The sequence below is a fragment of the Streptomyces sp. NPDC052101 genome, from assembly GCF_040680235.1.
Classification (GTDB): domain Bacteria; phylum Actinomycetota; class Actinomycetes; order Streptomycetales; family Streptomycetaceae; genus Streptomyces.
Map to the genome: position 1 here is coordinate 845,407 of NZ_JBFAWH010000001.1, position 24,895 is coordinate 870,301.

At 68.8% G+C, this 24,895-nt stretch carries 25 protein-coding genes and 2 pseudogenes; 10 read left to right on the forward strand and 17 right to left on the reverse strand.

Translation table 11 applies throughout. From position 1 onward, the window contains the following. Window positions 1-17 precede the first annotated feature (17 nt). The 5 genes from AB0L75_RS03525 to AB0L75_RS03545 form a co-directional block, all read right to left on the reverse strand. Window positions 18-1,205, reverse strand: coding sequence for an NAD(P)/FAD-dependent oxidoreductase (locus AB0L75_RS03525; RefSeq protein WP_365174723.1), 1,188 nt, complete (start codon window positions 1,203-1,205; stop codon window positions 18-20). Between the two features lie 65 nt (window positions 1,206-1,270). After that, window positions 1,271-1,501: a phosphopantetheine-binding protein gene (locus AB0L75_RS03530; RefSeq protein WP_365174726.1), complete on the reverse strand. Its 231-nt coding sequence runs from the start codon at window positions 1,499-1,501 to the stop codon at window positions 1,271-1,273. A gap of 34 nt (window positions 1,502-1,535) precedes the next feature. Continuing rightward, the gene (locus tag AB0L75_RS03535) at window positions 1,536-3,122 is read right to left on the reverse strand and encodes an amino acid adenylation domain-containing protein (RefSeq protein ID WP_365174728.1); all 1,587 of its coding nucleotides are present in this window, start codon (window positions 3,120-3,122) and stop codon (window positions 1,536-1,538) included. A gap of 185 nt (window positions 3,123-3,307) precedes the next feature. Next, the gene (locus tag AB0L75_RS03540) at window positions 3,308-4,009 is read right to left on the reverse strand and encodes an LmbU family transcriptional regulator (protein ID WP_365174731.1); all 702 of its coding nucleotides are present in this window, start codon (window positions 4,007-4,009) and stop codon (window positions 3,308-3,310) included. 198 nt (window positions 4,010-4,207) lie between these two features. Next, window positions 4,208-4,423, reverse strand: coding sequence for an MbtH family protein (locus AB0L75_RS03545; protein WP_365174734.1), 216 nt, complete (start codon window positions 4,421-4,423; stop codon window positions 4,208-4,210). A 563-nt stretch (window positions 4,424-4,986) separates the two neighbouring features. Between AB0L75_RS03545 and AB0L75_RS03550 the strand changes: the two genes are divergently transcribed. From AB0L75_RS03550 to AB0L75_RS03580, 7 genes are all read left to right on the forward strand, one after another. Further along, a complete protein-coding gene (locus AB0L75_RS03550) occupies window positions 4,987-5,154 on the forward strand; it encodes a hypothetical protein (protein ID WP_365174736.1) in 168 nt (55 codons plus the stop codon). Window positions 5,155-5,216: 62 nt separating this feature from the next. Continuing rightward, window positions 5,217-6,056 (forward strand): thiamine pyrophosphate-dependent enzyme, encoded by an 840-nt coding sequence (locus AB0L75_RS03555; protein ID WP_365174738.1) that lies wholly within the window; start codon window positions 5,217-5,219, stop codon window positions 6,054-6,056. Further along, entirely contained in the window at window positions 6,056-7,036 is a 981-nt protein-coding gene (locus AB0L75_RS03560) for a transketolase C-terminal domain-containing protein (RefSeq protein WP_365174740.1), read from the forward strand. Before AB0L75_RS03555 ends, AB0L75_RS03560 begins: the two co-directional genes overlap by 1 nt. Further along, complete coding sequence (locus AB0L75_RS03565; protein WP_365174742.1) at window positions 7,033-7,281, forward strand: lipoyl domain-containing protein; 249 nt, start codon at window positions 7,033-7,035, stop codon at window positions 7,279-7,281. Before AB0L75_RS03560 ends, AB0L75_RS03565 begins: the two co-directional genes overlap by 4 nt. Before the next feature lie 48 nt (window positions 7,282-7,329). Continuing rightward, complete coding sequence (locus AB0L75_RS03570) at window positions 7,330-7,578, forward strand: phosphopantetheine-binding protein (protein WP_365174745.1); 249 nt, start codon at window positions 7,330-7,332, stop codon at window positions 7,576-7,578. Further along, the gene (locus tag AB0L75_RS03575) at window positions 7,575-8,513 is read left to right on the forward strand and encodes a ketoacyl-ACP synthase III (RefSeq protein ID WP_365174748.1); all 939 of its coding nucleotides are present in this window, start codon (window positions 7,575-7,577) and stop codon (window positions 8,511-8,513) included. The genes AB0L75_RS03570 and AB0L75_RS03575 overlap by 4 nt, the downstream gene beginning before the upstream one ends. A gap of 115 nt (window positions 8,514-8,628) precedes the next feature. Then, complete coding sequence (locus AB0L75_RS03580; RefSeq protein WP_365174750.1) at window positions 8,629-9,729, forward strand: zinc-binding alcohol dehydrogenase family protein; 1,101 nt, start codon at window positions 8,629-8,631, stop codon at window positions 9,727-9,729. A gap of 207 nt (window positions 9,730-9,936) precedes the next feature. Here the strand turns inward: AB0L75_RS03580 and ddaH are convergent, their stop codons facing one another. Next, complete coding sequence (ddaH, locus tag AB0L75_RS03585) at window positions 9,937-10,782, reverse strand: dimethylargininase (RefSeq protein WP_365174752.1); 846 nt, start codon at window positions 10,780-10,782, stop codon at window positions 9,937-9,939. Between the two features lie 349 nt (window positions 10,783-11,131). After that, window positions 11,132-12,649, reverse strand: coding sequence for an FAD-dependent monooxygenase (locus AB0L75_RS03590; RefSeq protein ID WP_365174754.1), 1,518 nt, complete (start codon window positions 12,647-12,649; stop codon window positions 11,132-11,134). Between the two features lie 423 nt (window positions 12,650-13,072). Here AB0L75_RS03590 and AB0L75_RS03595 point away from each other — a divergent pair, with 423 nt between their 5' ends. Further along, window positions 13,073-13,603: a hypothetical protein gene (locus AB0L75_RS03595; protein WP_365174756.1), complete on the forward strand. Its 531-nt coding sequence runs from the start codon at window positions 13,073-13,075 to the stop codon at window positions 13,601-13,603. A gap of 153 nt (window positions 13,604-13,756) precedes the next feature. Here the strand turns inward: AB0L75_RS03595 and AB0L75_RS03600 are convergent, their stop codons facing one another. The 3 genes from AB0L75_RS03600 to AB0L75_RS03610 form a co-directional block, all read right to left on the reverse strand. Further along, window positions 13,757-14,455 (reverse strand): phosphatase PAP2 family protein, encoded by a 699-nt coding sequence (locus AB0L75_RS03600; protein ID WP_365174759.1) that lies wholly within the window; start codon window positions 14,453-14,455, stop codon window positions 13,757-13,759. A 164-nt stretch (window positions 14,456-14,619) separates the two neighbouring features. Then, window positions 14,620-16,059 (reverse strand): HAMP domain-containing sensor histidine kinase, encoded by a 1,440-nt coding sequence (locus AB0L75_RS03605; protein WP_365174763.1) that lies wholly within the window; start codon window positions 16,057-16,059, stop codon window positions 14,620-14,622. After that, complete coding sequence (locus AB0L75_RS03610) at window positions 16,052-16,738, reverse strand: response regulator transcription factor (protein ID WP_365174765.1); 687 nt, start codon at window positions 16,736-16,738, stop codon at window positions 16,052-16,054. The genes AB0L75_RS03605 and AB0L75_RS03610 overlap by 8 nt, the downstream gene beginning before the upstream one ends. A gap of 123 nt (window positions 16,739-16,861) precedes the next feature. Here AB0L75_RS03610 and AB0L75_RS03615 point away from each other — a divergent pair, with 123 nt between their 5' ends. Further along, window positions 16,862-17,563: a PepSY domain-containing protein gene (locus tag AB0L75_RS03615; RefSeq protein ID WP_365174768.1), complete on the forward strand. Its 702-nt coding sequence runs from the start codon at window positions 16,862-16,864 to the stop codon at window positions 17,561-17,563. A 316-nt stretch (window positions 17,564-17,879) separates the two neighbouring features. On the opposite strand, the gene AB0L75_RS03620 is transcribed toward AB0L75_RS03615, so the two are convergent. Next, complete coding sequence (locus AB0L75_RS03620) at window positions 17,880-18,551, reverse strand: hypothetical protein (protein ID WP_365174770.1); 672 nt, start codon at window positions 18,549-18,551, stop codon at window positions 17,880-17,882. A gap of 311 nt (window positions 18,552-18,862) precedes the next feature. Between AB0L75_RS03620 and AB0L75_RS03625 the strand changes: the two genes are divergently transcribed. After that, on the forward strand, window positions 18,863-19,774 hold the full coding sequence (locus AB0L75_RS03625; RefSeq protein WP_365174773.1) for a DUF2690 domain-containing protein: 912 nt from the start codon (window positions 18,863-18,865) through the stop codon (window positions 19,772-19,774). 86 nt (window positions 19,775-19,860) lie between these two features. On the opposite strand, the pseudogene AB0L75_RS03630 reads toward AB0L75_RS03625, so the two are convergent. From AB0L75_RS03630 to AB0L75_RS03655, 6 genes and pseudogenes are all read right to left on the reverse strand, one after another. Next, a pseudogene (locus AB0L75_RS03630) lies at window positions 19,861-20,107 on the reverse strand (LacI family transcriptional regulator); the annotation flags it as partial. A gap of 197 nt (window positions 20,108-20,304) precedes the next feature. Next, window positions 20,305-21,048 carry a polysaccharide deacetylase family protein gene (locus AB0L75_RS03635; protein ID WP_365174776.1) on the reverse strand — a complete coding sequence of 248 codons (744 nt, stop codon included), beginning with the start codon at window positions 21,046-21,048 and terminating at the stop codon, window positions 20,305-20,307. 276 nt (window positions 21,049-21,324) lie between these two features. Further along, entirely contained in the window at window positions 21,325-21,666 is a 342-nt protein-coding gene (locus AB0L75_RS03640) for a hypothetical protein (RefSeq protein WP_365174778.1), read from the reverse strand. Window positions 21,667-21,939: 273 nt separating this feature from the next. Further along, complete coding sequence (locus AB0L75_RS03645; RefSeq protein WP_365174891.1) at window positions 21,940-22,269, reverse strand: ATP-binding protein; 330 nt, start codon at window positions 22,267-22,269, stop codon at window positions 21,940-21,942. Window positions 22,270-22,377: 108 nt separating this feature from the next. Next, window positions 22,378-23,589: a hypothetical protein gene (locus AB0L75_RS03650; protein WP_365174781.1), complete on the reverse strand. Its 1,212-nt coding sequence runs from the start codon at window positions 23,587-23,589 to the stop codon at window positions 22,378-22,380. Between the two features lie 144 nt (window positions 23,590-23,733). Continuing rightward, a pseudogene (locus tag AB0L75_RS03655) lies at window positions 23,734-23,985 on the reverse strand (DUF262 domain-containing protein); the annotation flags it as partial. Between the last annotated feature and the right edge of the window lie 910 nt (window positions 23,986-24,895).

The following is a 24,895-nucleotide window of genomic DNA, read 5'->3' on the forward strand; positions in this document are numbered from 1 at the left end:
AGTGAGCAATCCGCCACTCAGTCCTGATCGAGTACCGTCAAGAGGTCGGCGTTGTAGAAGTCGTCGAGGGAGCACGCGCCCGACACCGTCGAGAAGTACCGGTCGATCAGCTCCTGGTGACCGACCAGCTTCCGCAGCATCTCCGTCCGCCCCTCGGGCTTCAGCTCGGCCACGTTGAGCACGCCCTGGTAGAGGTTGAGGAAGTTGTTGCTCAGGTCGTTCTCGTAGCGCCTCAGCGCCGCGTTGAGCGCGGCGTCGTCGTGCAGTCCCTCCCCGATGTGGTCGATGAGCGACTGCGCCTGGATGAAGGCGTCGGTGATACCGCGTGCGGTGATGGAGTCCTTGTGGTGCACCGCGTCACCGACCAGCACCCACCCCGGCCCGTAGGCCTTGCGGAAGTAGTTCTCCTGGTGCCCCGTGCCGTACATCTGCTCCACGCGCTCGCCCGCGGACATCCGCTCGTACAGCTCGGGGGCCGTCGTGCGGACGGCTTCGAGATAGGCGGGTTCCACCGCCTTGCGGACCTCGTTGTACTCGTCCTGCGGGAAGTACGTCATGATCAGCGTGAGGTCGTTGTTGGTGGGCAGGGTCGCGACCCAGCGCCCCGGCCGCTCGTACAGCTCGAAGCCCGCGGGGACCCCGGCCCAGTAGCTGTAGTAGACGCAGGTCATCCGCGGGTGCTCGATGACGTTCTGCGCACCGGCCTTGCGGGCCACCAGGGAGCGCATGCCGTCCGCGCCGACGACCAGCCGCGCCCGCTCCGTCGCCGCGGTGCCCTCGGGCGTCGTGTACTGCACCCCGACGACCCGGTCGCCCTCGAACACCAGGTCGGTGACCGCGCAGGACTCCCGGAAATCCACGCCGGCCGCCACGGCGCCGTCGGCGAGGATCGGGTCGAGCACGAACCGCCTCGGCGCATAGGTCGTCCGGTAGCCGTCGACCGGCACGGAGAAGCCCTTCAGCTGGACGTCGGGGCCCTCGTAGCTCTCCTGGTTGATCGGCGTGCAGCCGGTCGCCGCGAGCTTGTCGAGCAGCCCCCAGCGGCCGAGCAGCGCCACGCCCGGCTGGTGGATGTAATGCGAGGACAGCGTGTCCTGCGGGAACCGCGCTTTCTCCAGGAGCAGGACGCGATATCCCTGCCGCGCGAACAACATGGCCGCTGGCGAACCCGCACAACGGGCACCTATGACAATGACGTCGTACATGGCGCCTCTCTAACCGGTAGTTTTCTGGATCCCAATGCGGCCGCAGCCGGAAGTGCCTTCGTGCGCTATGAGGTGGTCACACCGAGGGATTCGATGTACGCGGATATCGACGCCACGGTCGGGTTGAGGAACATCTGGTCCACCGGGACTTCGACGTCCAGTTCCTCGATGAAGGCCCCTTGGATTTTGGCCATGATTACGGACTGGCCGCCCAGGGCGAAGAAGTTGTCGTCGACCGATATGTCATTGCGCTGGAGTTCCCGGCACCAGATGGTGCGCACCCTTTCGGCAATCATCACAGTCCTTTCGTTGGTCATCAAGGTCCGTCGACTATGCCGTCGTCGCGCTCTCGGCGTACTGCTTCCGGAACTCCTCGGCCAGCGCCGCGCGGTCCACTTTCCCGTGCGGACTCAGCGGAATCCGCGGGATGTTGACGAACCGCGCCGGAACCATGTTCCGCGGCAGTGTTTCGAGGAGGCGGGTGCGCACGTCGTTCTCGGCGAGGTCGTCCCCGGCCGGGACGATGAACGCGATCAGCTCGGTGTCGCCGGAGTCGGTGTGGCCGACCACCACGGCGGCCTGCCGGACCCCGGCCAGCCTGCCGAGCGCGCGCTCGATGTCGGTGGGGTCGATACGCATGCCCCGCACCTTCACCTGCGCGTCCATCCGGCCGGCGACGACGAGGTCACCGGCCTCGTTCACATGGCCGCGGTCACCCGTGCGGTACAGCCGGCGCGGTACGCCGTCGACCTCGACCGTCGTGAACCGCTCGGACTCGGGACCGGTGCCGTTGAGGTAGCCCGCGCCGACGCTGGCCCCGGAGATGCAGATCTCCCCGGACTCCCCCGGCGCGACACCGCGCATCCCCTCGTCGAGGATGTGGATCTCGGTGTTGTAGACCGGCTTGCCGACCGGAGCGATGTCGTGCTCACCGGGACGGTAGTCGGCGAGGTCGTACGACGAGGCGACGTCCGTGCACTCGGCGACGCCGTACTGGTGCAGCAGAACGCAGGTGTTTCCCTCGCGCCGGGCCCAGTCCGCGACCCGTTCGACGTGCAGCGGCTCGCCGCCGAACAGCACGTAGTCGAGCCGGGTGAGCGCTTCGCCGCCCCGCGCGGTCTCCCAGTCCACCAGCAGGTACAGCGTGCTGGAGGCGCAGTGCACCGTGCGGATCCCGTGCTTGGTCAGTATGCGGTAGGCCATCGCGGCGTCGAAGTTCCGGCTCGCCAGCAGGTGCTGGGTGGCACCGCAGAACAGCGGCGTCATCAGGGCGCGCTGGGAGAGGTCGAACCCGAACGCGCTGACGACCAGGTTGTTCGACCCGGAATGCAGGCCGTACTCGAGCATCAGCCAGTTCATCAGGTTGAACCAGCCCTCGTGCCGCACCGCGGTCAGCTTCGGTGTACCGGTGGACCCGGACGTGAAGACCGCGTAGCACACGTCGTCCCCGGTGACCTGGACGTCGGGGCCGGTCGCCGACAGGCCCGCCAGGTGATCGGAGAGCTGCTCCAGGTCGATGGCCTCGGCGGACGCCGACTCGACCAGTGCGGCCGTGGCCGGGGAGGTCACGATCAGGGCGAGATCGGGGATCTGCCCCAGCAGCAGCTGGAGCCGCGCCGCCGGGTAGGCCGGGTCGAACGGCACATAGGCCGCACCGGCCTTGAGCGTGCCGAGGATTGCGACGACCATGTCGATCGAGTAGTCGAGGCAGACACCGACCTTCGCACCCCGGCCGTGTCCGCGCGCGATGAGGAAGTGCGCGAACCGGTTGGCCCTCGCGTCCAGTTCCGCGTACGTCACCTGCTGTCCGGCGCAGACGACGGCTACGGCGTCGGGGGCGGCCTGCGCATGGGCCTCGAACTGCCTGTGGACGACGGGCGCCGAGGGCAGGGCGACCCGCTTTCCCTGAAGGATCATCAACTGACTCCGATGTGACGGGTGTCCGGTGGGCCGGGCCGCCGGCACACCACGAAAACGGGGCTTGTCCGGCGCCTCCGGGCCGTGTGCCTGTGGACGGTGTCCCTGTGGGCCACATGTCCCCTGTGGGCGGTACGCCCGTGGGCGATGTGCCACTCCGCGGTACGCCGCTCGGCGGTACGCCGCTAGGCGGTGCGCCGCTCGGCTGCGTCGAGCACCTGGGTCACCCACTTGTCGACGGGCAGACCGTGCGCGGCAGCCACCTTCGAGTAGTAGTCCAGCTGGCCGGCGTCCAGCTCGATGGTGAGCGTGGTGACCTTCCGCCGGCGCTGGTCGGCGCCCGCCAACTCGACCGGCCGGGGCACCTCTTGCTTCTCGTTGCCGCCACTCGGGGGAGTGTCGGACTGCCCGGACTGCTCGGCCAGGCTGGCACGGACCGCCTTGCGGAGTTCGTTGCGCGACCACTTCTGCTGCTCGGCCTTGCGCAGCCAGTAGTCCTGCTCGGCCGGCGACAGCCGGGTCACCTCGGCGTGGTGGGCGAAGCTGAGGCTGTCCCGCCTGCGGTGGTGCTCGAACCGCCGGGCCACCCACGCGTAGTTGCGCAGGGTCTGGTAGTCGAGCCCCGTCCTCTCGATCGCCTCCCGGTACCGCCGCAACCCGTAGGCGGCCTCCCCGAAGATCAGCCAGTCGGCGAGCCACCAGGCCGAGGAATTGGTGAGTTCGCGCAGGCCGGTCCCGATCCGCTCCCAGGCCCGCTCCGACAGGTTCTGCGGGAAGGTCATCCCCGACTTCTGCACCTTTGCTTCCTTCTCCACAAAGGACAGAACCCCGTCGCGCTGCACGGGCTCACCGCTGGTGCGCACCGGCCGCGCCTTGTAGCTGCTCACCGTGCTCACAGGACGCCACCCACAACCGTCATCTCCCCACCAGAGTGTTTGCCTGCGCGTAGACCGACCGGCCGCCCGGGCAGCCGCGGGTCCGGCGGGTTTCGCCGCACGGACTGGACGACCCGCTGTGCGGCGGGCTCTGGGCACATGCGAGATACGGACATCGTGTTCCACTCCCCCGGTGGATCCGAACGGCGGTCAGTCCGCCGCCATGGCCTCCTGCAGGCTCTTCGGACGCATGTCGGTCCAGTTCTGCTCGACGTACTCCAGGCACTCGGCCCTGGCCGCCTCGCCGAAGACCACTCGCCAGCCCTCGGGCACCTCGGCGAACGCCGGCCACAGGGAGTGCTGCTCCTCGTCGTTGATCACGACGTAGAAACGGCCGTCTTCGTCGTCGAAGGGGTTCGTGCTCACGCGCACCGTCCTTAATCGTCACGCCGTAACTCGGGATTGGAAAACACCAGGACCGAGTGGCCCCTATCCATCACGGGACAACTCAGGATTGCAATTCGCCGGGGTCCGGGCGACCCCGGACCGTCATGGAGCGACTCGGAATTGCAAATCACCGGTGCCGGACGGGGGTTCGCCGTTCGGCGTCGTCCTGTCGACAGGACACCCGGCATCCGCAGCCGGCCTGGTCGCTGACGCCACGCTAAGAGCCCGAGCACCGACGCCACAAGGGCGGCTAGACCGCCGGTCGACCGGTTGCCGGTCGTCGGGCCGCACCTGTACCCCACTGTGGTCCTGTGCCACGATGGCCGGGCAGTGGCCCGTGGACGGGCCTGCTCGAATTCGGGTTCAGCCATTCTCCTCCCGCCGAGGCGATCGGGAGCGCGCGGTCGATTACGGTCCTGCGCGGCCGGCCCGCCAAGGCCCGGTCTCCCGAGTGGAGAACCGACGGAAAAGCCCCACCCCAGCCGAACACCGTCGCGCAGCGCGACCCCGCCTACGCCACAACGAGGGCAAAGGAATTCCTGATGGACGCATGGGCCGAAGCCGTGCTCGCGGGTGCTTCGCCTGACGAACCGGCCCGGGCGGACGAACCGGCCCGGGCGGACGTGCCTGACAGGGCCGCCGGTGTGCGGCTCGCCTTCGACCACAGAAAGCTCATCGACGAACCTGCGACTGGTGATCAATGGTCCTGAAGTCAGAATCCGAGTACGGAACAGATCCAGACGACGACACACGGCGATCGCTGCTGCGCCACATGCTGGTGACGCGAGGCGTCGACGAGGAGGCCCATCAGCTGCAGAAGCAGGGCGCACTCGACCTCTGGCCGTCCTGCATGGGTCACGAGGCCGCGCAGGTGGGCTCCGCGCTCGCCGTGGGCCCGGCCCCGACGATCTTTCCCAGTTACCGCGAGCACGCGGTCGCCCTCCTGCGCGGTGTGGCACCGGACGAGCTGCTCGAGCAGTGGGCCGGCCGCACTTTCTGCGGATGGGACCCGCGCCGGGTGCGGTTCTTCCCCTACACGCTGGTCCTGGCCGCGCAGACGCTGCACGGCGTCGGCTACTCGATCGGGCAGCGGCTGCAGGGGCGGGAGGACTTCGTCGTCGTGTACATCGGCGACGGCGCCACCAGCGAGGGCGACATGTCGGAGGCGATGAACCTCGCCGCCGTCGAGTCGGCGTCCGTCATGTTCGTCTGCCAGAACAACGGCTGGGCCATCTCGAAACCGGCCGGGGAGCAGATGCGCACCTCGCTGGCCGAGCGCGCCCGGGGTTTCGGCATCGAGTCGGTGCGGATCCCGGGGCAGGACCCGGAAACCGTTTTCTCGGCCTGTTCCCGGGCCGCCGCCCATATCCGCGGCGAGCGGGCGCCGTATCTCGTCGAGATCCAAGTGGACCGCATCCAAGGCCATTCGACCTCCGACGCCCAGGAGGTGTACCGCAGCCGCGACGACATCGCGCGGAGCAAGGCCGCGGACCCGGTGACCGCCTATGCGGCCCGGCTGCGCGACCTGGGCCTGGTGGACACCGCGTGGTTCGACGCCGTCGACGCGGAAGTGCGGGAGCTGCGCGAGCGGTTGATGAAGGAGTACGCGTGATGAGCACCGTGCAGTCCGCCCGTCTGGCGGAGTCGATCAACGCGACCCTCGCCGACCTGCTCGAACAGGATCCGAGACTGCTGGTGCTCGGCGAGGACGTCGGACGCATGGGCGGCGTGTTCCGGGTGACCCGGGGGCTGCGAGAGCGCTTCGGCGCGGACCGGGTGCGCGACTCGCTGCTGGCCGAGTCCACCATCATCGGCCAGGCCGTCGGCATGGCGATGAGCGGTCTGGTGCCGATCTGCGAGATCCAGTTCGACGGGTTCACCTATCCCGCGGTGAACCAGCTGGTGACCCAGGCGGCCCGGATCGGCGAGCGGTGGAACGGGCAGGTCAGCCCGAGCCTGGTGGTGCGGATCCCGACCGGCGGCGGGGGCCGGGGCGTCGAGCACCACAGCGAGTCCAACGAGGCGCTCTTCGCGCACTTCCCGGGGATCTCGGTGGCATGCCCCTCCACGGGCGAGGACGCCGACCAGATCCTGCGGTACGCGGTGACCCTCGGTTCACCCGTGGTGATGTACGAGCCGATCCGCCTGTACTGGCGGCGGAGCACGCCCGCCCGGGACCCCGAGCCAGCGAGGTCGCCGAGCGCGGCCCGGGTCGTACGGCGTGGCACGGACCTGACCGTCGCCACGTTCGGCGCGATCACCAACGAGGTGCTGGAAGCGGCGCAGGCGCTCAGCCCCGAGGTGGACGTCGAGGTGGTGGACCTGCGCTGGGTGGCCCCGCTCGACATGGACACGGTCCTGGAGTCCGTCGCCCGCACCGGGCGGCTGCTGGTCGTGCACGAGGGGTCCAAGGACGTCGGCATCGGTGCCGAGATCGCCGCGTCCGTGGCCGAGCGCGGCTTCGACTCGCTGCGGGGACCGGTCCGCCGGCTGGCGCCCGAGCGCCGTGTCTATCCCCCGGCGGACTTCGAGAAGGACTACCTGATCGGTGTGCAGGAGATCAAGGACGAGGTGCTGGAGATGACGAAGTGAGCGAATCCCCGGTGGACATGCACGTTCCCAGCTTCGGGCAGAGCCTCGGCGAGGCCCTGCTCATCGAGTGGGTCGCCGAAGTCGGTGACCGGGTCGAGCGGGGGGACGTCATCGCGGTCGTCGAGACCGACAAGGCCAGCACGGAGATCGTGGCGGAGCGCGGCGGACAGGTCACGGCCCACTCCGCGACGACCGGCACGATCCTCAGGTCCGGCGAGGTGCTGTACCAGTTGGCGGCTGATTAGCCCCCCCGCCGAGACCCACAGACCCCGCCACTTGAACGGAGAAGGAACATGAGCGACATCGAAAGCCGTATCGCGGACACCATGCTGGCCAAGCTGCGCGAGCGTGACCCGTCGTTGGGCCCCGACGACCTCGCCCGGCCGGTCGGCGACCTCGACCTCGACTCCCTCGACCTGGTCGAGCTGCACCAGCAGCTGGAGCGCGAACTCCAGGTCAAGGGCGACCTGAGGGAGACCGCCGGCTTCGCCTTCCTGGACGACTTCAGCACCTATTTCGTGAAGCTGGCGACCCAGCGATGAGCGCTGGCATCGTCGACATCGCCACCGCGAAGCCGGGCCGGGTGATCGACAACGACCACTTCGCGTCGATCGGTCTCACGGACGAGTGGATCCGGCGCCGCAGCGGCATCGCCTCCCGCTGCTGGCTGCCGGACGAGACCCCGCTGGCGGAGGTGGCGGCGGAGGCCTGCGCGCCGATCGTGACCAGGATGGACGACCCCTCCTCGATCGGCGCCCTGGTCGTCGTCAGCACGTCGGTACGGCAGCGCGTGCCGGGCATCGCGCAGAAGGTGGCACAGCTCATCGGGCTCGGCCCCTCGGTGCTGGCCTTCGACATGAACGCGGCCTGCAGCGGCTTCGTCTACGGGCTGATCACCGGCCTCTCACTCTGCGAGGCCGGACAGGCCCGGTCGGTCCTGGTGTGCTCGGTGGAGGCCATGTCCCGGCTGGTGGACCGCACGGACCGGCAGACGGCGTGCATCTTCGGCGACGGCTCCGCGGCCGTCCTGCTCCAGGACCGCGCTGAGTTCGAGGACTTCCGCCAGGTCGCCGGCTGCGACGGCACCCAGGAGGCGCTCATGCGGGAGACCGACGAGGGCGGCATCCATCTCGACGGGACGCAGGTCTACGACCGCGCCGTGCGCCGGATGTCGGAGTCCGCGCAGTACCTCTTCGACAACGGCCCGGCACCGACCGTCCTGGTCGGCCACCAGGCGAACGGCCGCATCCTGGAACAGGTCCGCAGCTTCACCACCCATCTCGGCGTGCCCTTCGTGAACCGGATCGAGAACTCCGGGAACACGTCGTCCGCCTCGATCCCGCTGGCGTTCGCCGAGGAACTGGACGCCGGTTCCCTGCCCGCCGCGGGCCGGCTCGGGGCCGTGGCCTACGGCGCCGGTGAGGCGTGGGGCGGCATCTCGGTGGACTACCGGGTGCCGGCCGTCACGACCGCCTGACGGGCGGGGAACCCGGGAACGTACTCGATCACAGGAGGTTGTCATCTACTCGCCAGAAGCCTGGGTCCTGCGCTCCGGTGCGCTGGCCGGCCGTCACGACGGCGGCCTCGGCAGCGTGCTGCGACATGAACAGTTCACCTTCGGCCCGCTGGATGAGGGTGAGGCGCTGGTGGAGCCGATCCTCGGCTCCTGGGAGGCCAACATCGACCATGCGATGGCCCGTTCACCGATCGACGTGTGCAGCAGCCGCGGCGAGGACGCGGTGGTCCTAGGCAACCTGGGCGTGGTGCGCGTGCTCAAGGTGAACGCGAGCAGCCGGGACGTCCAGGTCCGCGAGGGCGACCTGTGCCTGCTCCTGCCGTTCGGCGTGCTCGACCGCTTCGGCTATGCCGAACTCGCCTACGCCTACGACGCCCCCCACACCATCGGCCTGCTCGCCAAGCGGTCGAAGATGGACGCACGGCTGCTCCTGCCCATCCCGGACGGCACGGCGTACTCGCTGCCCCAGTGGGCCACGTACGGGCGGTACTTCACCGCCTGGGACAACTGGCGCAAGGCGTACGGGTGCTGGCGGACGCAGGTCCCCGACGACGATCCGGCCAACCACCTGGTCTTCGGGTGGGGCGGCGGTGTGGCCTTCGCCGAGCTGATGCTGGCCAAGCGGTACGGGTTCCGGGTGGCGATGACGGCGGGCTCGGACGAGCGGGTCGAGTTCCTGCGGGAGAACGGCATCACCCCGGTGGACCGCCGCCTGTTCCCCGACCTCTCGCTGCCCACCCGGCGGCAGCGGACGGACCGGGACCGCCACCAGCGGCGCCGCACATCGGTCGCGGCCTTCCAGGACCTCGTCAACGACCTCACCGACGGCCACGGAGTCGGGATCTTCGTGGACAACATCGGCGAGCCCCTGTACGACATCACCCTGACGACCCTGGCCCGCGAGGGAGTCGTCACCACGTGCGGCTGGAAGGCGGGGATGCGCCTGTCGCATCTGCGGGGCGCCGAGTGCATCAGCCGGCACATCCATGTGAACACGCATGTGTGGCGGCTGCAGGACTCCGAGGGCATCCGGGACTTCCAGGAGGCCGAGGGCTGGATGGCGCCGAAGGATTCGGACGTGATCTACGACTTCGACCGGGTGCCGGAGCTGGCCGACGACTACGCGAACGGCAGGATCGGCTCGTACTTCCCGATGTACCGCGTGAACCCTCTCTGACCGTCCCGAGGGGGCGACAGGAAGCGGCCCCAGTGTCCGGCACGGACACCGGGGCCTTCCACGTCCGGCGCCGGCCCGGTGGTGCCGGTGTGTCGGAGCACGCCAACGGCAACGCCGACAGCCTGCGGAGGCTTCCCGAGTCGCGCTGACGGCTGCGTTCCGTCAGCGGGCCCGAGAGCCTGCGCAGGCTGTCGGTGCGGCCTCTTCTCAGGGACGCGGGCGGAGTTCCAGGGTGCAGCACTTCGAACTGCCGCCGCCCTTGAGCAGTTCGGTCATGTCGACGCCGATGGGCTCGAAGCCGCGCTCCCTGAGCTGGTCCGGCAGCCGCTCGGCCTGCTGCGGGATGATCACATGCAGGCCGTCGGACACGGCGTTGAGACCGAAGACCGCCGCGTCGGGCGCGTCCACCAGGACGGCGTCCGGGAACCGCTCCGCGAGCAGCGCCCTGCTCTCGGGCGAGAACGCCTCGGGGTGGTACATGATCTCGTCGCCGTCGAGCACGGCGAGCGCCGTGTCGAGGTGGTAGTACCTGTCGTCGACCAGCGTCAGGCCCAGCACGGGCTTGCCGAAGAACTCCCGTACCTCGTCGTGCGACTTCGGCTCGCTGCGGAATCCGGTGCCCGCCAGGATGACGTCACCCGCGCACAGGAAGTCTCCCTCGCCCTCGTTGACGCACTCGGCCTGCTGCGCTTCCCAGCCTTGCACCCGGAACCAGTCCAGATACGCCGCCGACTCGTCCGCGCGCTCCTCGTGCCGGAAGCGGGCGACCAGCGCACGGCCGTCCACGACCGTCGCGCCGTTGGCGGAGTACACCATGTCCAGCAGCCCGGCGACGGGCTCGATCAGCTCAACGGTGTGCCCCAGGTCGACCAGCAGGTCGTGCAGCGTCTTCCACTGGGAGAGTCCACGCTCCGTGGACGTGGGGAGCGACGGGTCCATCCACGGATTGATGGAATAGGTGACGTCAAAGAATGTCGGCTCGCACATGAGGTAGTGCCGCGAACGGGCCTGCCGCTTCTGATTGGTTCCGCCGCCGTTGCTGTTCTGGCGCACTCGGATCCCCTTTCCTCGCGCTCGACTGTGGACAGTGACGTGATTCCGTGGCGCATCGCATTTCATGGCATCGAATGCGAAATTCCCAGAAGGGCACCCACTCTGACCAGCCCTGTCCTGGTGACGGGACAGTCGGCCCAGTACGCCGAATTACTGCCCGAAGACCTATTCAGAATACCATTACCTGCATGACCCAATGCAATGGAAACCTGATTTCTACACCGAGAGAATATAGCCGCATAAAGCCGTCGCCCGGATTGCACGACGGCCTGATTGCGCGACGGCCTGATTGCACAATGAGAACTGCCCCCGACCGTCTATTTCGGCCGGGGGCAGGAGGGCGGGTGCCTCACCCCTTCAGGGCCGGGCCGAACCAGGTGGTGAGGGCGGTCCGCAGCGCGGAGACGTCGGGCGCGCCGCCGGCGGCGGCCACCCAGGCGACATGGCCGTCGGGGCGGACGAGGAGCGCATCGGGAGCGGGGATCTCACCGACGGCCGGGACCGTCCAGCGGTCGTCCTCGCTCCGCGCCTCGACGAGGTCGACGCGATCGGCCCAGCCCTCGGCGGCCGCCGCGACCGCGGCACTGCCGCGCAGGTCGAGCAGTACGGGACGGGCGGCGTGCAGCAGCTCGTAGACGCAGGTGTCGCCGTCGGGCGTCTTGAGGTCGGCGTCGGGGACCCGGCGGCCCGCCAGCGGGTGATCGCCGTCGACCGCGTACCGGATGTCCAGCGCCGTGAGCATGCCGACCAGATACCGGTTGACGTCGTCGAACACCATGAGCGAGCCGAACACGTCGCGCAGCGCGTCCGTGTCGATGCCGGGGCGGTTCAGGGCCGCCTGCGCCCGGGTGTTGTGCAGAACGCGCTCCGCCACGGGGTGGCGCTCGGCGTGGTAGCTGTCCAGCAGGCTCTCCGGCGCCTGGCCGCGGACCACCGAGGCGAGCTTCCAGCCGAGGTTGACCGCGTCCTGGACCCCCATGTTCAGCCCCTGCCCGCCGGCCGGGAAGTGGATGTGCGCGGCGTCGCCCGCGAGCAGCACCCTGCCGTCCCGGTACCGGGCGGCCTGCCGTGCGGCGTCGCCGAACTGGGAGACCCACCGCGGGCTGTGCATGCCGTAGTCGGTGCCGGCGAGCCTGATCAGCGAGTCCCGGAGCTGCTCGAACGTCGCGGGTTCGTCGCGGTTCACGACGTGGTCGTACTCGGATGTGATGACCCGGTACCAGCCCGGCTCGAAGGCGATCACCGAGAAGTCGCCGCCGGGAACGCGCCGCACCCAGATGTAGTCCTCGGGCAGATCGGGGAGTTCGACGTCACCGATCAGCGCGGTCATCGTCGCCGGGGTTCCGGGGAAGTCGATGCCCGCCAGCTTGCGCACCGTGCTGCGCCCGCCGTCGCAGCCCACGAGGTAGCTGGCGCGCAGCGTCGCAGGTGCCGCCTCCCCCGTCTGCAGCTCGACCGTCACACCGTCCCCGTCCTGGCGGATCCCGCTCACCTCGGACGAACGGCGCACCCGCACGCCCAGCTCGGTGCCCCACTCCTCCAGCAGTCGCTCGACGACGTTCTGCAGGATCATCAGCGGGCGGGGGTGCCTGGAGTCGGACTCGTCGAAGTCCAGCCAGAGTCCGGAGAAGTGCCCCACCGACTGCAGTTCGCCGAGCGCCAGGAAGCGGTCCAGGACTCCGCGCTGGTCCAGCACCTCCAGGGTGCGGGAGTGCATCCCGCCGGCTCGCGACTCGCCCGTCGGCTCCGCGAGCCGCTCGACCACGATCACGTCGAGGCCCGCCAGCCGCAGCTCGCAGGCAAGCATCAAGCCCGTCGGCCCGGCGCCCGCGATCACCACGTCCGCGTCCATGCCGGTGTGTCCCACGTCGCTTCCCCCTACCTTCCACTGCGCCTCTGACGTCCCTGAATCCCCTCCACGTTCACGGACCCGAACCACCCGGTCAAGACATCCCCGATGCCGACGAAGCCGAGCCCCCACCGAACTTGCCTTGTCCCGCCGGCGAGACGGTTCTACGGGGCGGGAGGGGGGAGGGTGCGCCGGGCAACGTCGGGGGAGGTGGTGGACACCGCCCGCACACTCGTCAAGAAGAACTCGGACCCCTGTCGCAAGGGCACAAGTCTGGGCACAGGACGCGACGATCGGACGCGTGGTGCGCCGACCCGGGTGAAGTAACCAGTCGGCAATGAATTGTTCACTTCAACTATCTACCCGCATAGATGATCCGGTGTTGTCATGTCGGCGACACTCCGATGCCTCGTCGGGGTGCGTCCTACACCGGGAGACCCCATGCCCCGCATGCGTCAACTCGCCGTAGCTGTATCGTCGTTGGCCCTTGCCACGGGTGGTCTGATCATCACCACCACCGGCACCGCCCATGCGGCCAGCTGCTCGCAGTCCTACCTGCCGATACAGGACGCCGCCTGCCAGCCCGGCGCGCTCAACTCCGCGGTCACCCAGTCCACGATCAACTCCACGATCTGCGTGCCCGGTTACAGCTCCTCGATCCGCCCCTCCACGAGCTACACCAACGCCCTGAAGGTGAAGCAGATCGCCGAGTACGGCTACAGCGACACCAGCACGGCCGACTACGAGGAAGACCACCTCATACCGCTGTCACTGGGCGGCAACCCGACCAGTGCGCAGAACCTGTGGCCCGAACCCCGTTACGACGTGGGCGGGTACGCCGCCACCGACAAGGACACCGTCGAGTACAAGCTGTACAAGGCGGTCTGCGCAGGAACGATCCGGCTCGCCCCGGCGCAGAGGGCCATCGCCACCGACTGGACCACCGCGCTCCAGGCCGTCGGCCTGAGCTGAGCCGCCGACAGAGCCCTGCCACTCCCGCCGCGGACCGGAGGACCGGAGCACGCGGCGCGAGCAAAAGGGTCCAGTGGCAGTGGCCCCGGTTGTTGATGGGGTGCCAGCCGTGGTCAGCGGCTCGCGGGCGGTGGTGGTGTGCGGGTTCCCGAGTCAGGCGGCGGGCCGTGACGGGTCGCGAGTGAGCAGGTGGCGGCCCTGGTCGAGGGTGACCAGGGTGAGCGTCGCGGCGGCGCCGAGGGCGAAGCCTGCGGTGACGTCGGTGGACCAGTGCACACCGAGATAGACCCTGCTGGCCGCCACGAGCCAGGCCAGGCCCGCTGCGCCGACCCACAGCGCCACGGCGGCAAGGCGGGAGCGGATGTGCCGTGCCAGGAGATACGCGAGGATGAACAGGAGGGCGGTGGCCACGGTGGTGTGCCGGGACGGGAAGGAGTAGCCGGTCTCGTGGACGACCGCGGTGGCCACCGGAGGCCGGGTCCGTGCCGCGACGTTCTTCACCAGCGTGGCCAGCAGCACGGACAGTCCGGTCGCGGCAGCGCCCAGGACGAGCGGACGCCAGGTCCGCCCGCGCCAGGCCAGGCCCAAGGCCGCCAGGACCAGAAGCGCCAGCAGCGGCACCTCCGCCGCCGTGGACACCCCCTGCATGAACCAGGTCAGCGCCGGGCTGCGGTGCTCGACGGCCTCACCCAGCACCGTCCGGTCGATCAGCCCGGCATGACGCTCCGCCAGCAGGTCGGCGACCATGACGAACAGCGACAGCATCGCTCCCAGCGCTACCGCCGCCCCGACAGCGGCCATCAGGCGGCGCCGGGAGAAAGGGAACGGGGACGGGAAATCGGTCCGGGTCATCTGCGGCTCTTCTTCGGGGAGTTGGGGATAGGCGGCCCTGCGAGTTCGGGATCGGACCGCGTGGGGTGAGCGGAAGTGTATCCGCAGGCAGGAGGGGTGATCGCCGTCGTGATCTTCCTGAATCCAGGGTTGCCGTAAAGGAACCCAGGACGTGGATCGATCAGTCAGTGGCGCGCCTGCGGCAGAGTGACGCGGAAGGCGGCACCGCCGTCGGGCCCCTCCGTGAGGGTGAGCGTTCCGCCATGCCGTCGTACGACGTCGCGGGCGATGGCGAGGCCCAGGCCGGCCCCGCCGTCATCGCGGCTGCGGGCCTCGTCGAGGCGGACGAAGCGTTCGAAGACGCGCTCACGGTCCTCTGGGGCGACGCCGTGGCCGTCGTCGGCGACGGTGAGCACCGCGTCGGCGCCGTCGGCCCGCAGTTCCACGGTGATGGTGGAAGTGGCGTGGCGTTGGGCGTTGTCCAGGAGGTTGCCGAGGACGCGGGCCAACTGGCTGCGGCTGCCCAGGGTTTCGAGCGGGGTGGCGGGGACGCGCACGTTCGCAGCGATGCGATCCGAGACCGCACGCTGCCCGACCTCCTCCTGGATCATGGCGTTCAGGTCGACCCGGGTACCGGCGGGGCTTTCCCCTGCGTCGAGGCGGGCCAGCAGGAGCAGGTCGGCGGCCAGGTGCTGGAGGCGTACGACGTCGTGGAGCAGGTCGGGGACGTCCAGCAGCTCGGGATGCTGTTCGGTGACCTCCAGCTGGGTGCGCAACGAGGCGATGGGGCTGCGCAGTTCGTGGGAGGCGTCGGCGACGAACCGGTGCTGGCGCTCGACCGACCTCTCCAGCGCGGCCAGTGTTTCGTTGGTGGTCCGTGCCAGCCGGGCGATCTCGTCCCGCGAGTCGGGCTCGGGCACCCGGCGGGCCAGATCGCCGCTGCCGGTGATCTCCGCCATCTCGGCGCGGATGCCCTCCACGGGGCGCAGCGCCCGCCGGGTGACCAGCCAGGTCACCCCGGCCACAACGGCGAGCAGGAAGGGCAGGCCGATCAGCATCGCGCGGGTGACCTGGTCCAGGGTGGCCTGTTCGTCCTTCAGCGAGGCGCCTGCGTAGACCGTGTACGTATGGCCGTCGTACGTCGTGCCGTGGACGGCCGCGAAGCGGTACTCGTGCGTCTCGTCGCCGGCCTTCACGGTGAGGGTCTTACGGTCCACGTCGGTGCCGACCTTGCCGCGGGCCGGGGTGTTGTCGTGGTCGTCGTCGTGGTCGTTGTCGGCCTTGTCGCTCGGGGCACTTGCCTTGGGTGCGGGCGCGTAGTCGCTGATCGCGCCGCGGCCGCGCAGGTCGTCACCGGCGGCCAGCACCTTGCCCGCCGCGTCGACGACCTGGACGAGGTGGTCCTCGTCGTCGGGCAGGTCGAGCGAGCCGAAGTTTCCATTGAGCGCGGCCTGGGCCCCTGCCACGGTACGGGCCGTGACCTCGGCCTGAAGGCTCGCGCGGTCGGTGAGGTTGTTCCGCAGCACGGCGATGACGAGGATCCCCGCCGCGACCAGCGCGATCGACACGACCACGGTGGCGGCCAGCGCGGCGCGGGCCCGGACGGAGGCGAACGGCCTAGGCATCACGGCCACCGTCGGACTCCAGCCGGTACCCCGCCCCGCGCACTGTGGTGATCGACCGCCGTCCGAACGGCACGTCGATCTTGCGGCGCAGGGCACTGACGTAGACCTCGACGATGTTCGGATCGCCGTCGTAGGCGAAGTCCCACACGTGATCGAGAATGTCCGTCTTCGAGACCACCTGCCCGGCGTGCAGGGCGAGGTGTTCCAGGACCGCGAACTCCTTCGTGGTCAGCGTGATGTCCGTGCCCGCGCGCTCCACGCGCTTGGCCGCCGGGTCCACGGTCAGATCACCGATCCGCAGGACCTGCGCTCCGGCGCGGGTGCGGCGGCGCAGCAGCGCCCGGATGCGGGCCAGCAGGACCACATAGGAGAAGGGCTTGGTCAGATAGTCGTCCGCGCCGGTGTCGAGGCCCTCGGCCTCGTCGTACTCGCCGTCCTTGGCGGTGAGCATCAGGATCGGCGTTTCGTCGCCGGCGGCCCGCAGCTGTGCGCACACGCGGTAGCCGTTCAGGCCGGGCAGCATGATGTCCAGGACGATCAGGTCGTACTCCTGCTCCTGCGCCGAGTGCAGACCGGTGACGCCGTCGTGGACCACGTCCACGGCGAAGCCCTCGGCGCCCAGGCCACGGGCCAGGGCGGTGGCGAGGCGTTTCTCGTCCTCCACGATCAGCAGACGCATGCCCTTAGCGTCGCAGACGCTTCCTGAAGTGATCTTCAGGAAGCTTCAGCGTGGCTTCAGGATCGCTCGCCCATGGTGGACGGCGTCAGGACGACACCGTCCCCCAGGCAGAAAGGGCCCCTCATGAAGTCCCTCAAGCGCACGCTGACCGGCCGCCGCCGCACCGTCGCCGCCGTCCTCGCGGCCACCGTGGTCCTCGGCGGCGCCGGAGCCGCGACCGCCACCGCCTTCGCCGAGGACGGCGACCACGACGACACCCCGGTGGCCGCCACCACCTCGCCCGGCACCGACCACGACGACCACGACAACGACGCGGCGCTGGTCAGGAGCGCCAAGGTCGACATCAAGCAGGCCGCCGACACCGCCACGAAGTCCCTCGCGGGCACGGTCACCGCCGTCGACCTGGACGGCCAGAAGGGCAAGCCGGTCTGGAAGGTCGACGTCACCGACTCCAAGGGCACCGAGCACGAGGTCTCCGTCAACGCCACCGACGGCAAGGTCACCGCGACCAAGGCCGACCGTGACAACGACTCCGACGACCGCACCGGCGACGCCGCCCTGGCCAAGTCCGCCAAGTCCGCCAAGACCGACCTGGCCAAGGCCGTGGATGCCGCCCTCGCCGAGGTCAAGGGCACCGCGACCTCCGCCGACCTGGAGAACGACCACGGCAGGACCACGGCCTGGCACGTCGACGTGACGGACGCGAAGGGCAACGACCACGAGGTCACCGTCGACGCTGCCAACGGCAAGGTCACGGCTGCCAAGACCGACGACGACCGGAACGACGACAGCGACAGCGCCTCCGGCGGCCACGACGAGGACTGACGGCAGAGCACCGGCGTACGACCAACCAGGCGGGGACCGCTCCGGCGGACACCCCCGCCCCGCCCGGTCACACCTGGTCACGCATGGACACCACTCTGGCTTCAGCGATAGGGCTGGCCGGGAATGTCACCGGGGGGGAGAGAGATCCGGCCGTGGTCACGGTCGGGCAGGACCGGTGACGGGTGGCATGCCGGGTCCCTGGACGAGCGCGATGACGGCGGGCCCGCGATTGCAGGTGATCCGTACCGGCCCGAACGCCGGATCGTTTCCAGACAGCGGGTGTTGGGGACGGGCCGGCGCGGCGACGCCGACGTCGTCAGCCGCGGGGCGGCCCCGGGTGCCAGGACTGGTACGGCGCGGATCCTGACGCGGATTGCTGATGCGGCATCATCGTGGGGACCGGGCGGTGGGTGCGCAGCAGCGCCTCGAACCCTTCGTACAGCTCCCGGGACTTGTCGGACCGGGCGGTGTAGGCGACGACGGATCCGTCGACGTGCTGGAGCGTCACCACCGCGCCGGCGCTCGGATCCTCCTGGCCCAGCCACACTCCGCCGAGGGCCGTGGCAGGCACCCACCCCGGCTTGGACTCCGGGCCGCCACCGCGCCATCGGCGCAGCACCTTCCGTCGATAACCCGGGATCAGCAGACCCGGAAGCGTCACGACGATCACGACGAAGGACACGACGCCCATCACCACCTCAGCCGCCCACCGCAACAACGCAAGGAGCGTCGCGTAGCAGGCCGCGACGATGAACACCCAGAGGCAACCCACGGCTACGGTGTGCGGCGCACCAGCCTTGTCCAGCAGTTTGTAGAGGCCCGCTGAGGCGAGCAGTACCAGGACCGTGACGCATCCGGCCGCGTCACCGAGCAACGCTTCAGCGACACGGCCGGCGAGCCGGTCGCGCCTGACGACGAAACCGTGGTCATGGAATTGGACATGTACACGCCCCCCGGGCGCCGCTCTGACGCCTGCGATCTCACGCATGCCGCTCACCTTAGACGGACGCCCGCAGCTCAGTTGCCATGGCCCCGCCACCCCCTCCACCGTCCTGCTCGTCCTCGTCCTGGTCCTGGTCCTTAACGCTGCAGTCGGCTGTCGGAGAACACGGCTCGGCGCTTGGGAATCGGCATCGTGTCCGGTGGTCGTTTTCGGACGAGTGAAGCGTTCGGCGGCGGGTTTTGCCGCTGACATCCGTAGGGAAGCCTTTCCCCGCCCAACGGGGAGGAATGGGGACATCGCGGCTGGGGAGGTGTGGGGACACCCCGGCTGCTGTTCGTACCAGGGACAGGGATGACATGCGCCGCTGGCAGCCGTTGCCCGAATCTCTCGAACCGGAAACCAGGGACCTGCTGGAGCGCATGCGCGCCCTCAAGGACACGACCGGCATGAGCCTGGCCGAGCTGGCCCAGCGCACCGCGCACAGCAAGTCAGCCTGGCACCGCTATCTCAACGGCACCCAGTTCCCGCCCCGTTCAGCAGTCGAGGCGCTGGGACGACTCAGGCCGGCCGGCCTGCCGGAGCTGCTGGAGCTGTGGACGCGCGCCGAGACCGAAAGCGAACACCCCACCGTCCCCCGGCAGCCCGAACCCCCGCCTTCGCCTGCGGCCCCCGCACCGAGGAGACGTCTGCGGAGCCATTTCCTGCCGACCGCTGCGCTCACCCTCTCGGCCGCCGCCCTCGCCTGGGCGACGATCGCGGGATCGTCGCCGCTCGCCGGCCGACCGGGGCCGACGGCCACCCCAGCGGCCACGCCACCCTCGACAGCCCCGGTCACCCCCGCGTCCTGCCGGGGCGAAAGCTGTGAGGGCCAGTATCCGGCCCCGTCCGGATGCACAGCCGACGCGCGAACAGAGAGCAGCGTGGCGGCCTCCGCCTACTCGGTGCGCCTGCGCTTCAGCCCACGCTGCGGTGCCGTCTGGACCGAGGTCACCTCTCGCGTCGGCAAGGTCCGCGAGATCACCATCAGGGTGGAACCGAAGGACGAACTCTCCGCTCCCCCCAATGACCGCTTCCCGTCCAGCAGCCCGATGCTGGCCACGACCGACCCGCAGGCCGCCGAGGCGTGCGCCGTCGTGGGAGACACCCTGGCCTGCACGAGCGCGGGCGGCGGAGGGGAGATCAGCCTCATCGGCGGCCGAGTCCCGGACGCTGACGGGGAAACCGGTAGCCCTGGGCCCACCGCTGCGCGTACTCCTCACACCACCTGACAGCTGGCGGAAGCGGACCAGCGCGTCCACGGCCTCGTACGGGCGGACGTCGACCGTGTCCTTCCAGCCGGTGTCGGTGGGCTGGGGCGCTCGTCCATGAGGACCATCTCCCTGCCTGGGTCCTCCGCGTGCGTGCCGCGGGAATGCCACAGACCGCGGGATGTGAGGCCCGCGGCGACGGGGAGCCGGCAGCAGTCGGCGCGGTCCTGGGCTCGCCGGCCACAGACCGGGACGCCGGGGACGCCGGGCCACGGGCCGCCGAGCAGGGGGACCGGGGCGGGCCTCCCGGGGTGCCTTCTACGGGTACCAGCCGGAGGTGGCCAGGGTGAACAGCAAGCGTCCCGCCCGGCGTCTGGTGCAGCACACTCATGTCCGCGGCCTTCGTACCGGTCCCGCGTGTTACTCGCTCCGGAAACGCGGGTTCAGAGGATCAGACGAAGGCCACTCTGACGTGCTGTGATTGCCCGGCCGAGTGAACATGTACGAGACAGGTTCGACACCGGCCGGTCAAAGATCAAGCCGAAGCCGCGTCAGCTTGGGGGAAGGCTGAACCTGTAGCCCTGCTGAGTCAGCCAGGGGAGCAGTTCGCGCAGGGCTGCCACGGTTTCACTGCGGTCACCGCCGCCGTCGTGCATGAGGATGATGCCGCCGGGACGCAGTTCCCGTTTCGCGGTGGCGAGGATCGAGGCGGCACCCGGGCGCGACCAGTCACGGGTGTCGACGGTCCAGCCCAGCGGCCGTAGACCGTCTTGCACGGCTATCTGGCGGTTTTCGGGGCTGAAGTCGCCACCGGGGGCCCGGAACCAGCTGATCCGAGTACCCGGCCCACCAGCCTTGCTGATCATGTCCTTGGCCGCGATGATCTCGTGGACCTGCTGATCGTGCGGGAGGGTGCGCATCGGCTGGGGGTGGTCCACGGTGTGGTCGCACAGCCGGTGGCCGTCGGCGATGATGCGCTTGACCAGGGCGGGCTCTGCGGCGGCCTGCTTGCCGATCTGGCAGAAGGTCGCCTGGGCGTGGTACTGCGCGAGCAAGTCCAGGATCTGACCGGTGGCCTGCCCCGGGCCGTCGTCGAAGGTGAGTGCCACGGTCCGACCGCCCGTCGCCGCGCTGTAGGCGATCGAAGTGCTCGGGGAGCCGGCATGGGCGGCCTGCGCGCCGACGTCGGATGCGGCGCTTGCGCTCGTACCGAGGCCGGCCAGGGCGAACGAGACGGCCGCCGTGCAGCCGAGCGCCGCACGGCGCAGCAGGCGGACGGACTTCGGGTTCGGCATTCTGTACTCGCTCCTGGCGTTGCTGGCCATTTCGAAATGGCGACGACGGGACCCCACGACGATGACCCAATGTCCGACTAAAGCGAAGCATTCGCCGATATTTGCGGCTTTTGTCACTACCGGGTGGATGGTGACCCTGTGCATCAAGATGAATACATCGAGTCAGGGCGCCGCCCCACGAGCGACCATTGCGAGCCCTTCGCGTGCAGCCTCAGCTGCCCGGCGGACGACCTGATTGTTCGTCGGCGCCAAGCCAGCCCCGGTTGCAGTCCCGGATCAGTCGGATCGCGGCGCGTACGGAGGCGCCGGTGCGCGCAGGGTCGAAGCCGCCTGCAGCGAATTGCACGTAGCGAATCCACGCTCCGCCTGCTCGGGCCGACCGATCACCATCGCGGGCTCGCCCCATTCCCGGGCAGCGAACCCCCGGACTGCCGTCGTAAGGGCCGCCACCCCTGGACGCGGGGTGCCGGATACGGCGAGGCAGGCGACCGAGGTGCGCAGTGCCAGGTCGACGGCAGCCGAGCGAGTCGCGAGCTGTCCGTCGGTCGCCTCGCCGGACGGCGGTGCGCCGATCAGGGTGCGGGCGCGGGCGCGCAGCTCGTCGGCAGGGAGCGTCACGTTGTCGGCCCGGCCCCTTAACGCCTCGTACCGGCCCGGACACGGGTGGTGGCCTAGAGCGATCCGAAGGCGGCGGGGCGGATTGGCGTTCCGGCGAAGGTAGGTGCGCGGCCATCCGCCGGATCAGCTCCCCATCCCGTTTCCTCGGCGGATACGGCCCCTGAACAACAAGCCAGACAGCGCTCATGACCTGCACCCCAGACCGCCTGGCGCCTCGTCAGAATGAGCGTCATTTCAGCATTGGGATATCGCCCGTAACTCCCACACCGCAGATCAGGAGCCCTTCGTTGCCGGTGCGAGGATCGCGACACACTCCACATGATGCGTCATCGGATAGACGCCACAAGAGGAGGGGATCCGACCGAAGGCGTCCGGCACCGACATACAAGGTGAGTGCCGCGACTGCGCGGCCGGCAGGGCGGCGGATGTTCGGCGGGTCCGGCAGCATGACCGGACCTGCATGGATAATTGTTCGACCTCGAAACGCATGACCGCGTGCCCAGTGGCGGCTGGAAAGGTGAGGTCGTTCTCGATGCCGAGGACAGTCCCGTCGTCGGCGACGCCGATATACAGGTTTCCGCCCTCGCCGTTCAGGAAGCCGATCGGTGCCCTGGGACTCGCCGGCGGCGATCACGTCGCCCGGGGTGGCTGGGACGTACGCAGGGCGTTCCCCTGTGAGGGTTTCGAACGCTTCCCGCACGACCTTGGCGATTAGCTGGCGCCGCCGTTCCAGGAAGGTGAAATAGTCGAGCTGTTCCCAGCCGACCGGGAGCGCGTGCACCGTACCTGCCGCTCGAGCACCTCCGGGTCCATCGCGTCCGTCATTCTCGGCCAGTAGTCATGTGGTGCGTCGGTGTTGGACAGCTCGTCTGCTGGCCACGTCACGTAGGCCATGTTGGCGATGGCATTGACTTGGCGCCGGTCTGTGATACCCAGTCCGGCGAGCGTCTTGCGGTGGAACAGGTTGTCCCGGTCGACAGCCTTGGCGGGTTTGACTGAGGGGTCCAGCAGATCACGGATTCGTTGGTCACCGAGGAGCATTTCGGCGTCGAGGATGTTGAGCGCCGCCTGGTAGGCGAACAGCACAGGTGAACGCGATGAGGATGTGTCCAACCGGTTCGGCAGGGAGATGTCCCAGTAGTCGCCGGTGAAGTTCGCTGCGATGATCCGGTCGAGTTCCGCGGTGAAGGCTCGGCCGTCACCTGGCGGCAGACTGCCGATGCGTCCCAGGTCGAACTCCATCTGTGACTCCGGCGAGTTGGAGTACCGGCCTGTGGTGTGCGCCATGAAGAACCACCGTCCGATCACGGGTCGCAGTTCATCGGCCGTCAGCCCGAAGTCGTGGCGTCCGATCAGCCAGATCGTGTAGCTGTACAGCAGGGCGTTGTCGGAGGTGATCATCTTGCGGCTGCGGAAGCCGGCCGCCGTGACGCACTGGAAGAACTCGTGCCAGCTGGTCAGGTCCAGGACCTTCGTGTGTGCTTGAGCGAGCCGGTCGAACTGTTCCTGTCGTCGAGCGGCGGTGACCTTGCCGGTTTCGAGGTCCTTTCCTCGTAGGACGCTATAGACGTGCTGCAGCCGGGCGCGCCGGAAGGCGACAGCGACTGCTACGCGCAGCAGTTGGTCCGGGCTGGGATCCAGAAATGCGTTCCGAGGGCTCGGACCGGGGAGCCCTGCGATCACCGCGCTCCGGCTGAAGTCTTCGAGCTGGCGGCGACCCTTCTCCCAATGCACTGACATCAAGGTGAGGATGAAGTCGGACTGGTTGAGCTTCACGCCTTCGGAGTTGATGCGCACGAAGATGTCGGCGACCTGCTCCTCGTCGGCCGAAGCACCCAGCTCCACAATCTGAAAGCGAAACTCGTGCAGGTCTCGGACCCCGTCTATGCGTTCTTCGAGCTCATCCTTGGCAGCGTCCGACAAGGGCTGTCCGCTGGCCTGTTCGAGCCGTTGGAAGAACCGTCGGACGGTGGGCTTGTAACCGCCTTGGGCCCAGAGCGCGGTGATGTCCGGAATGAAGTGCGCGTCACGCTCGATTGCGGCGTCCGTGACCTCGAACGTCTGGTCCTACGGGTGGAACGCGATGCGAACGTTGACCTCGTCGAAAGGCTCGGTGACGATCTTGCGCCCGGTGAGGACAGCGAACAGGGCGGTGAGCCGCTGCTGCCCGTCGACGACCAACAGCTGGGGTGTTCGATCCCCAGCTTCCGTTCCGATCTGCCGCGTCCCCACCTCAGCGCCGGTCTCCCAGAACATCAGGGTGCCGATCGGGTAGCCCCGATACATCAAGTCGAAGAGATCGCGGGTCTTCGCCGCAGACCAGACGAACGGGCTTGAATGTCAGGGAGTCCGATACGGCCGCCTTCGATGTTCTCGATCAGGTGCCGGAGCGTGTAACCAGTGTCTCGATACAAAGTGGGTGGCACAGACGAGGGCTCCTAACGTCCGAGGGTAACTGGTCGGCGGAAGCGGTTAGAGCGTGGGAACAGCATCAGGTTTCTACCATGCGGACACGCCGCAACGCAGGGCCCCAATGGTGCTCGCCACTGCGGCAGGGGCACCGGCTGATCGAGCCAGCGATAGTAGAGCTAGCGCGCGAGATTGAGGGCCTGGCACGTGACGGGCACCCCGCCGGCGGCCAGCTCTTTCACGACCGGGTAGATCCTCTTCCAGGAAGGTGTGCCTGGATTGGGCACAACGACATCCTTCCCACCCACCCCACAGGGCGGACCAGTTCACATGTCACTCATTCGTGCAGCAGACCCCACGAACGCCGCTGCACTGAGCAGATGAAGGAGCGCAACGTACTCCACACGGCGTACCCGTCCCAGCCTCGAAAGCGCGTCGAGCAGGTTCACCGGAACTATAAAAGAGCAGGTCCGATGCCCTTCGCTGCTGGCTCTAGAACAGCAACACACTCAACATGCGATGTCATCGGAATCGTGTACGACTCCATGCCGCCAAAGAAGTCGCAGGTCAAACAATGCTTCTGGCTTCTCCGCAGTGAAATTCCGGGACTGGAGCGTCAAATGAGCGTCACGCGAGTCTGCCACACCACCCAGAGAGTGAGACCCTGGAAACGCAGCCGGCACGAAATCGCGTTTCGCGATCTTCAGGGCTGACGTCCGAGGACGCAACGAGGTCGAGGCGTTCGGCGGGATCGCCAACGCCTTTTCGAGTCAACGCAGTACACCGACATGCTCTGCGGCCCCCGCCACGCTCCAGTCGG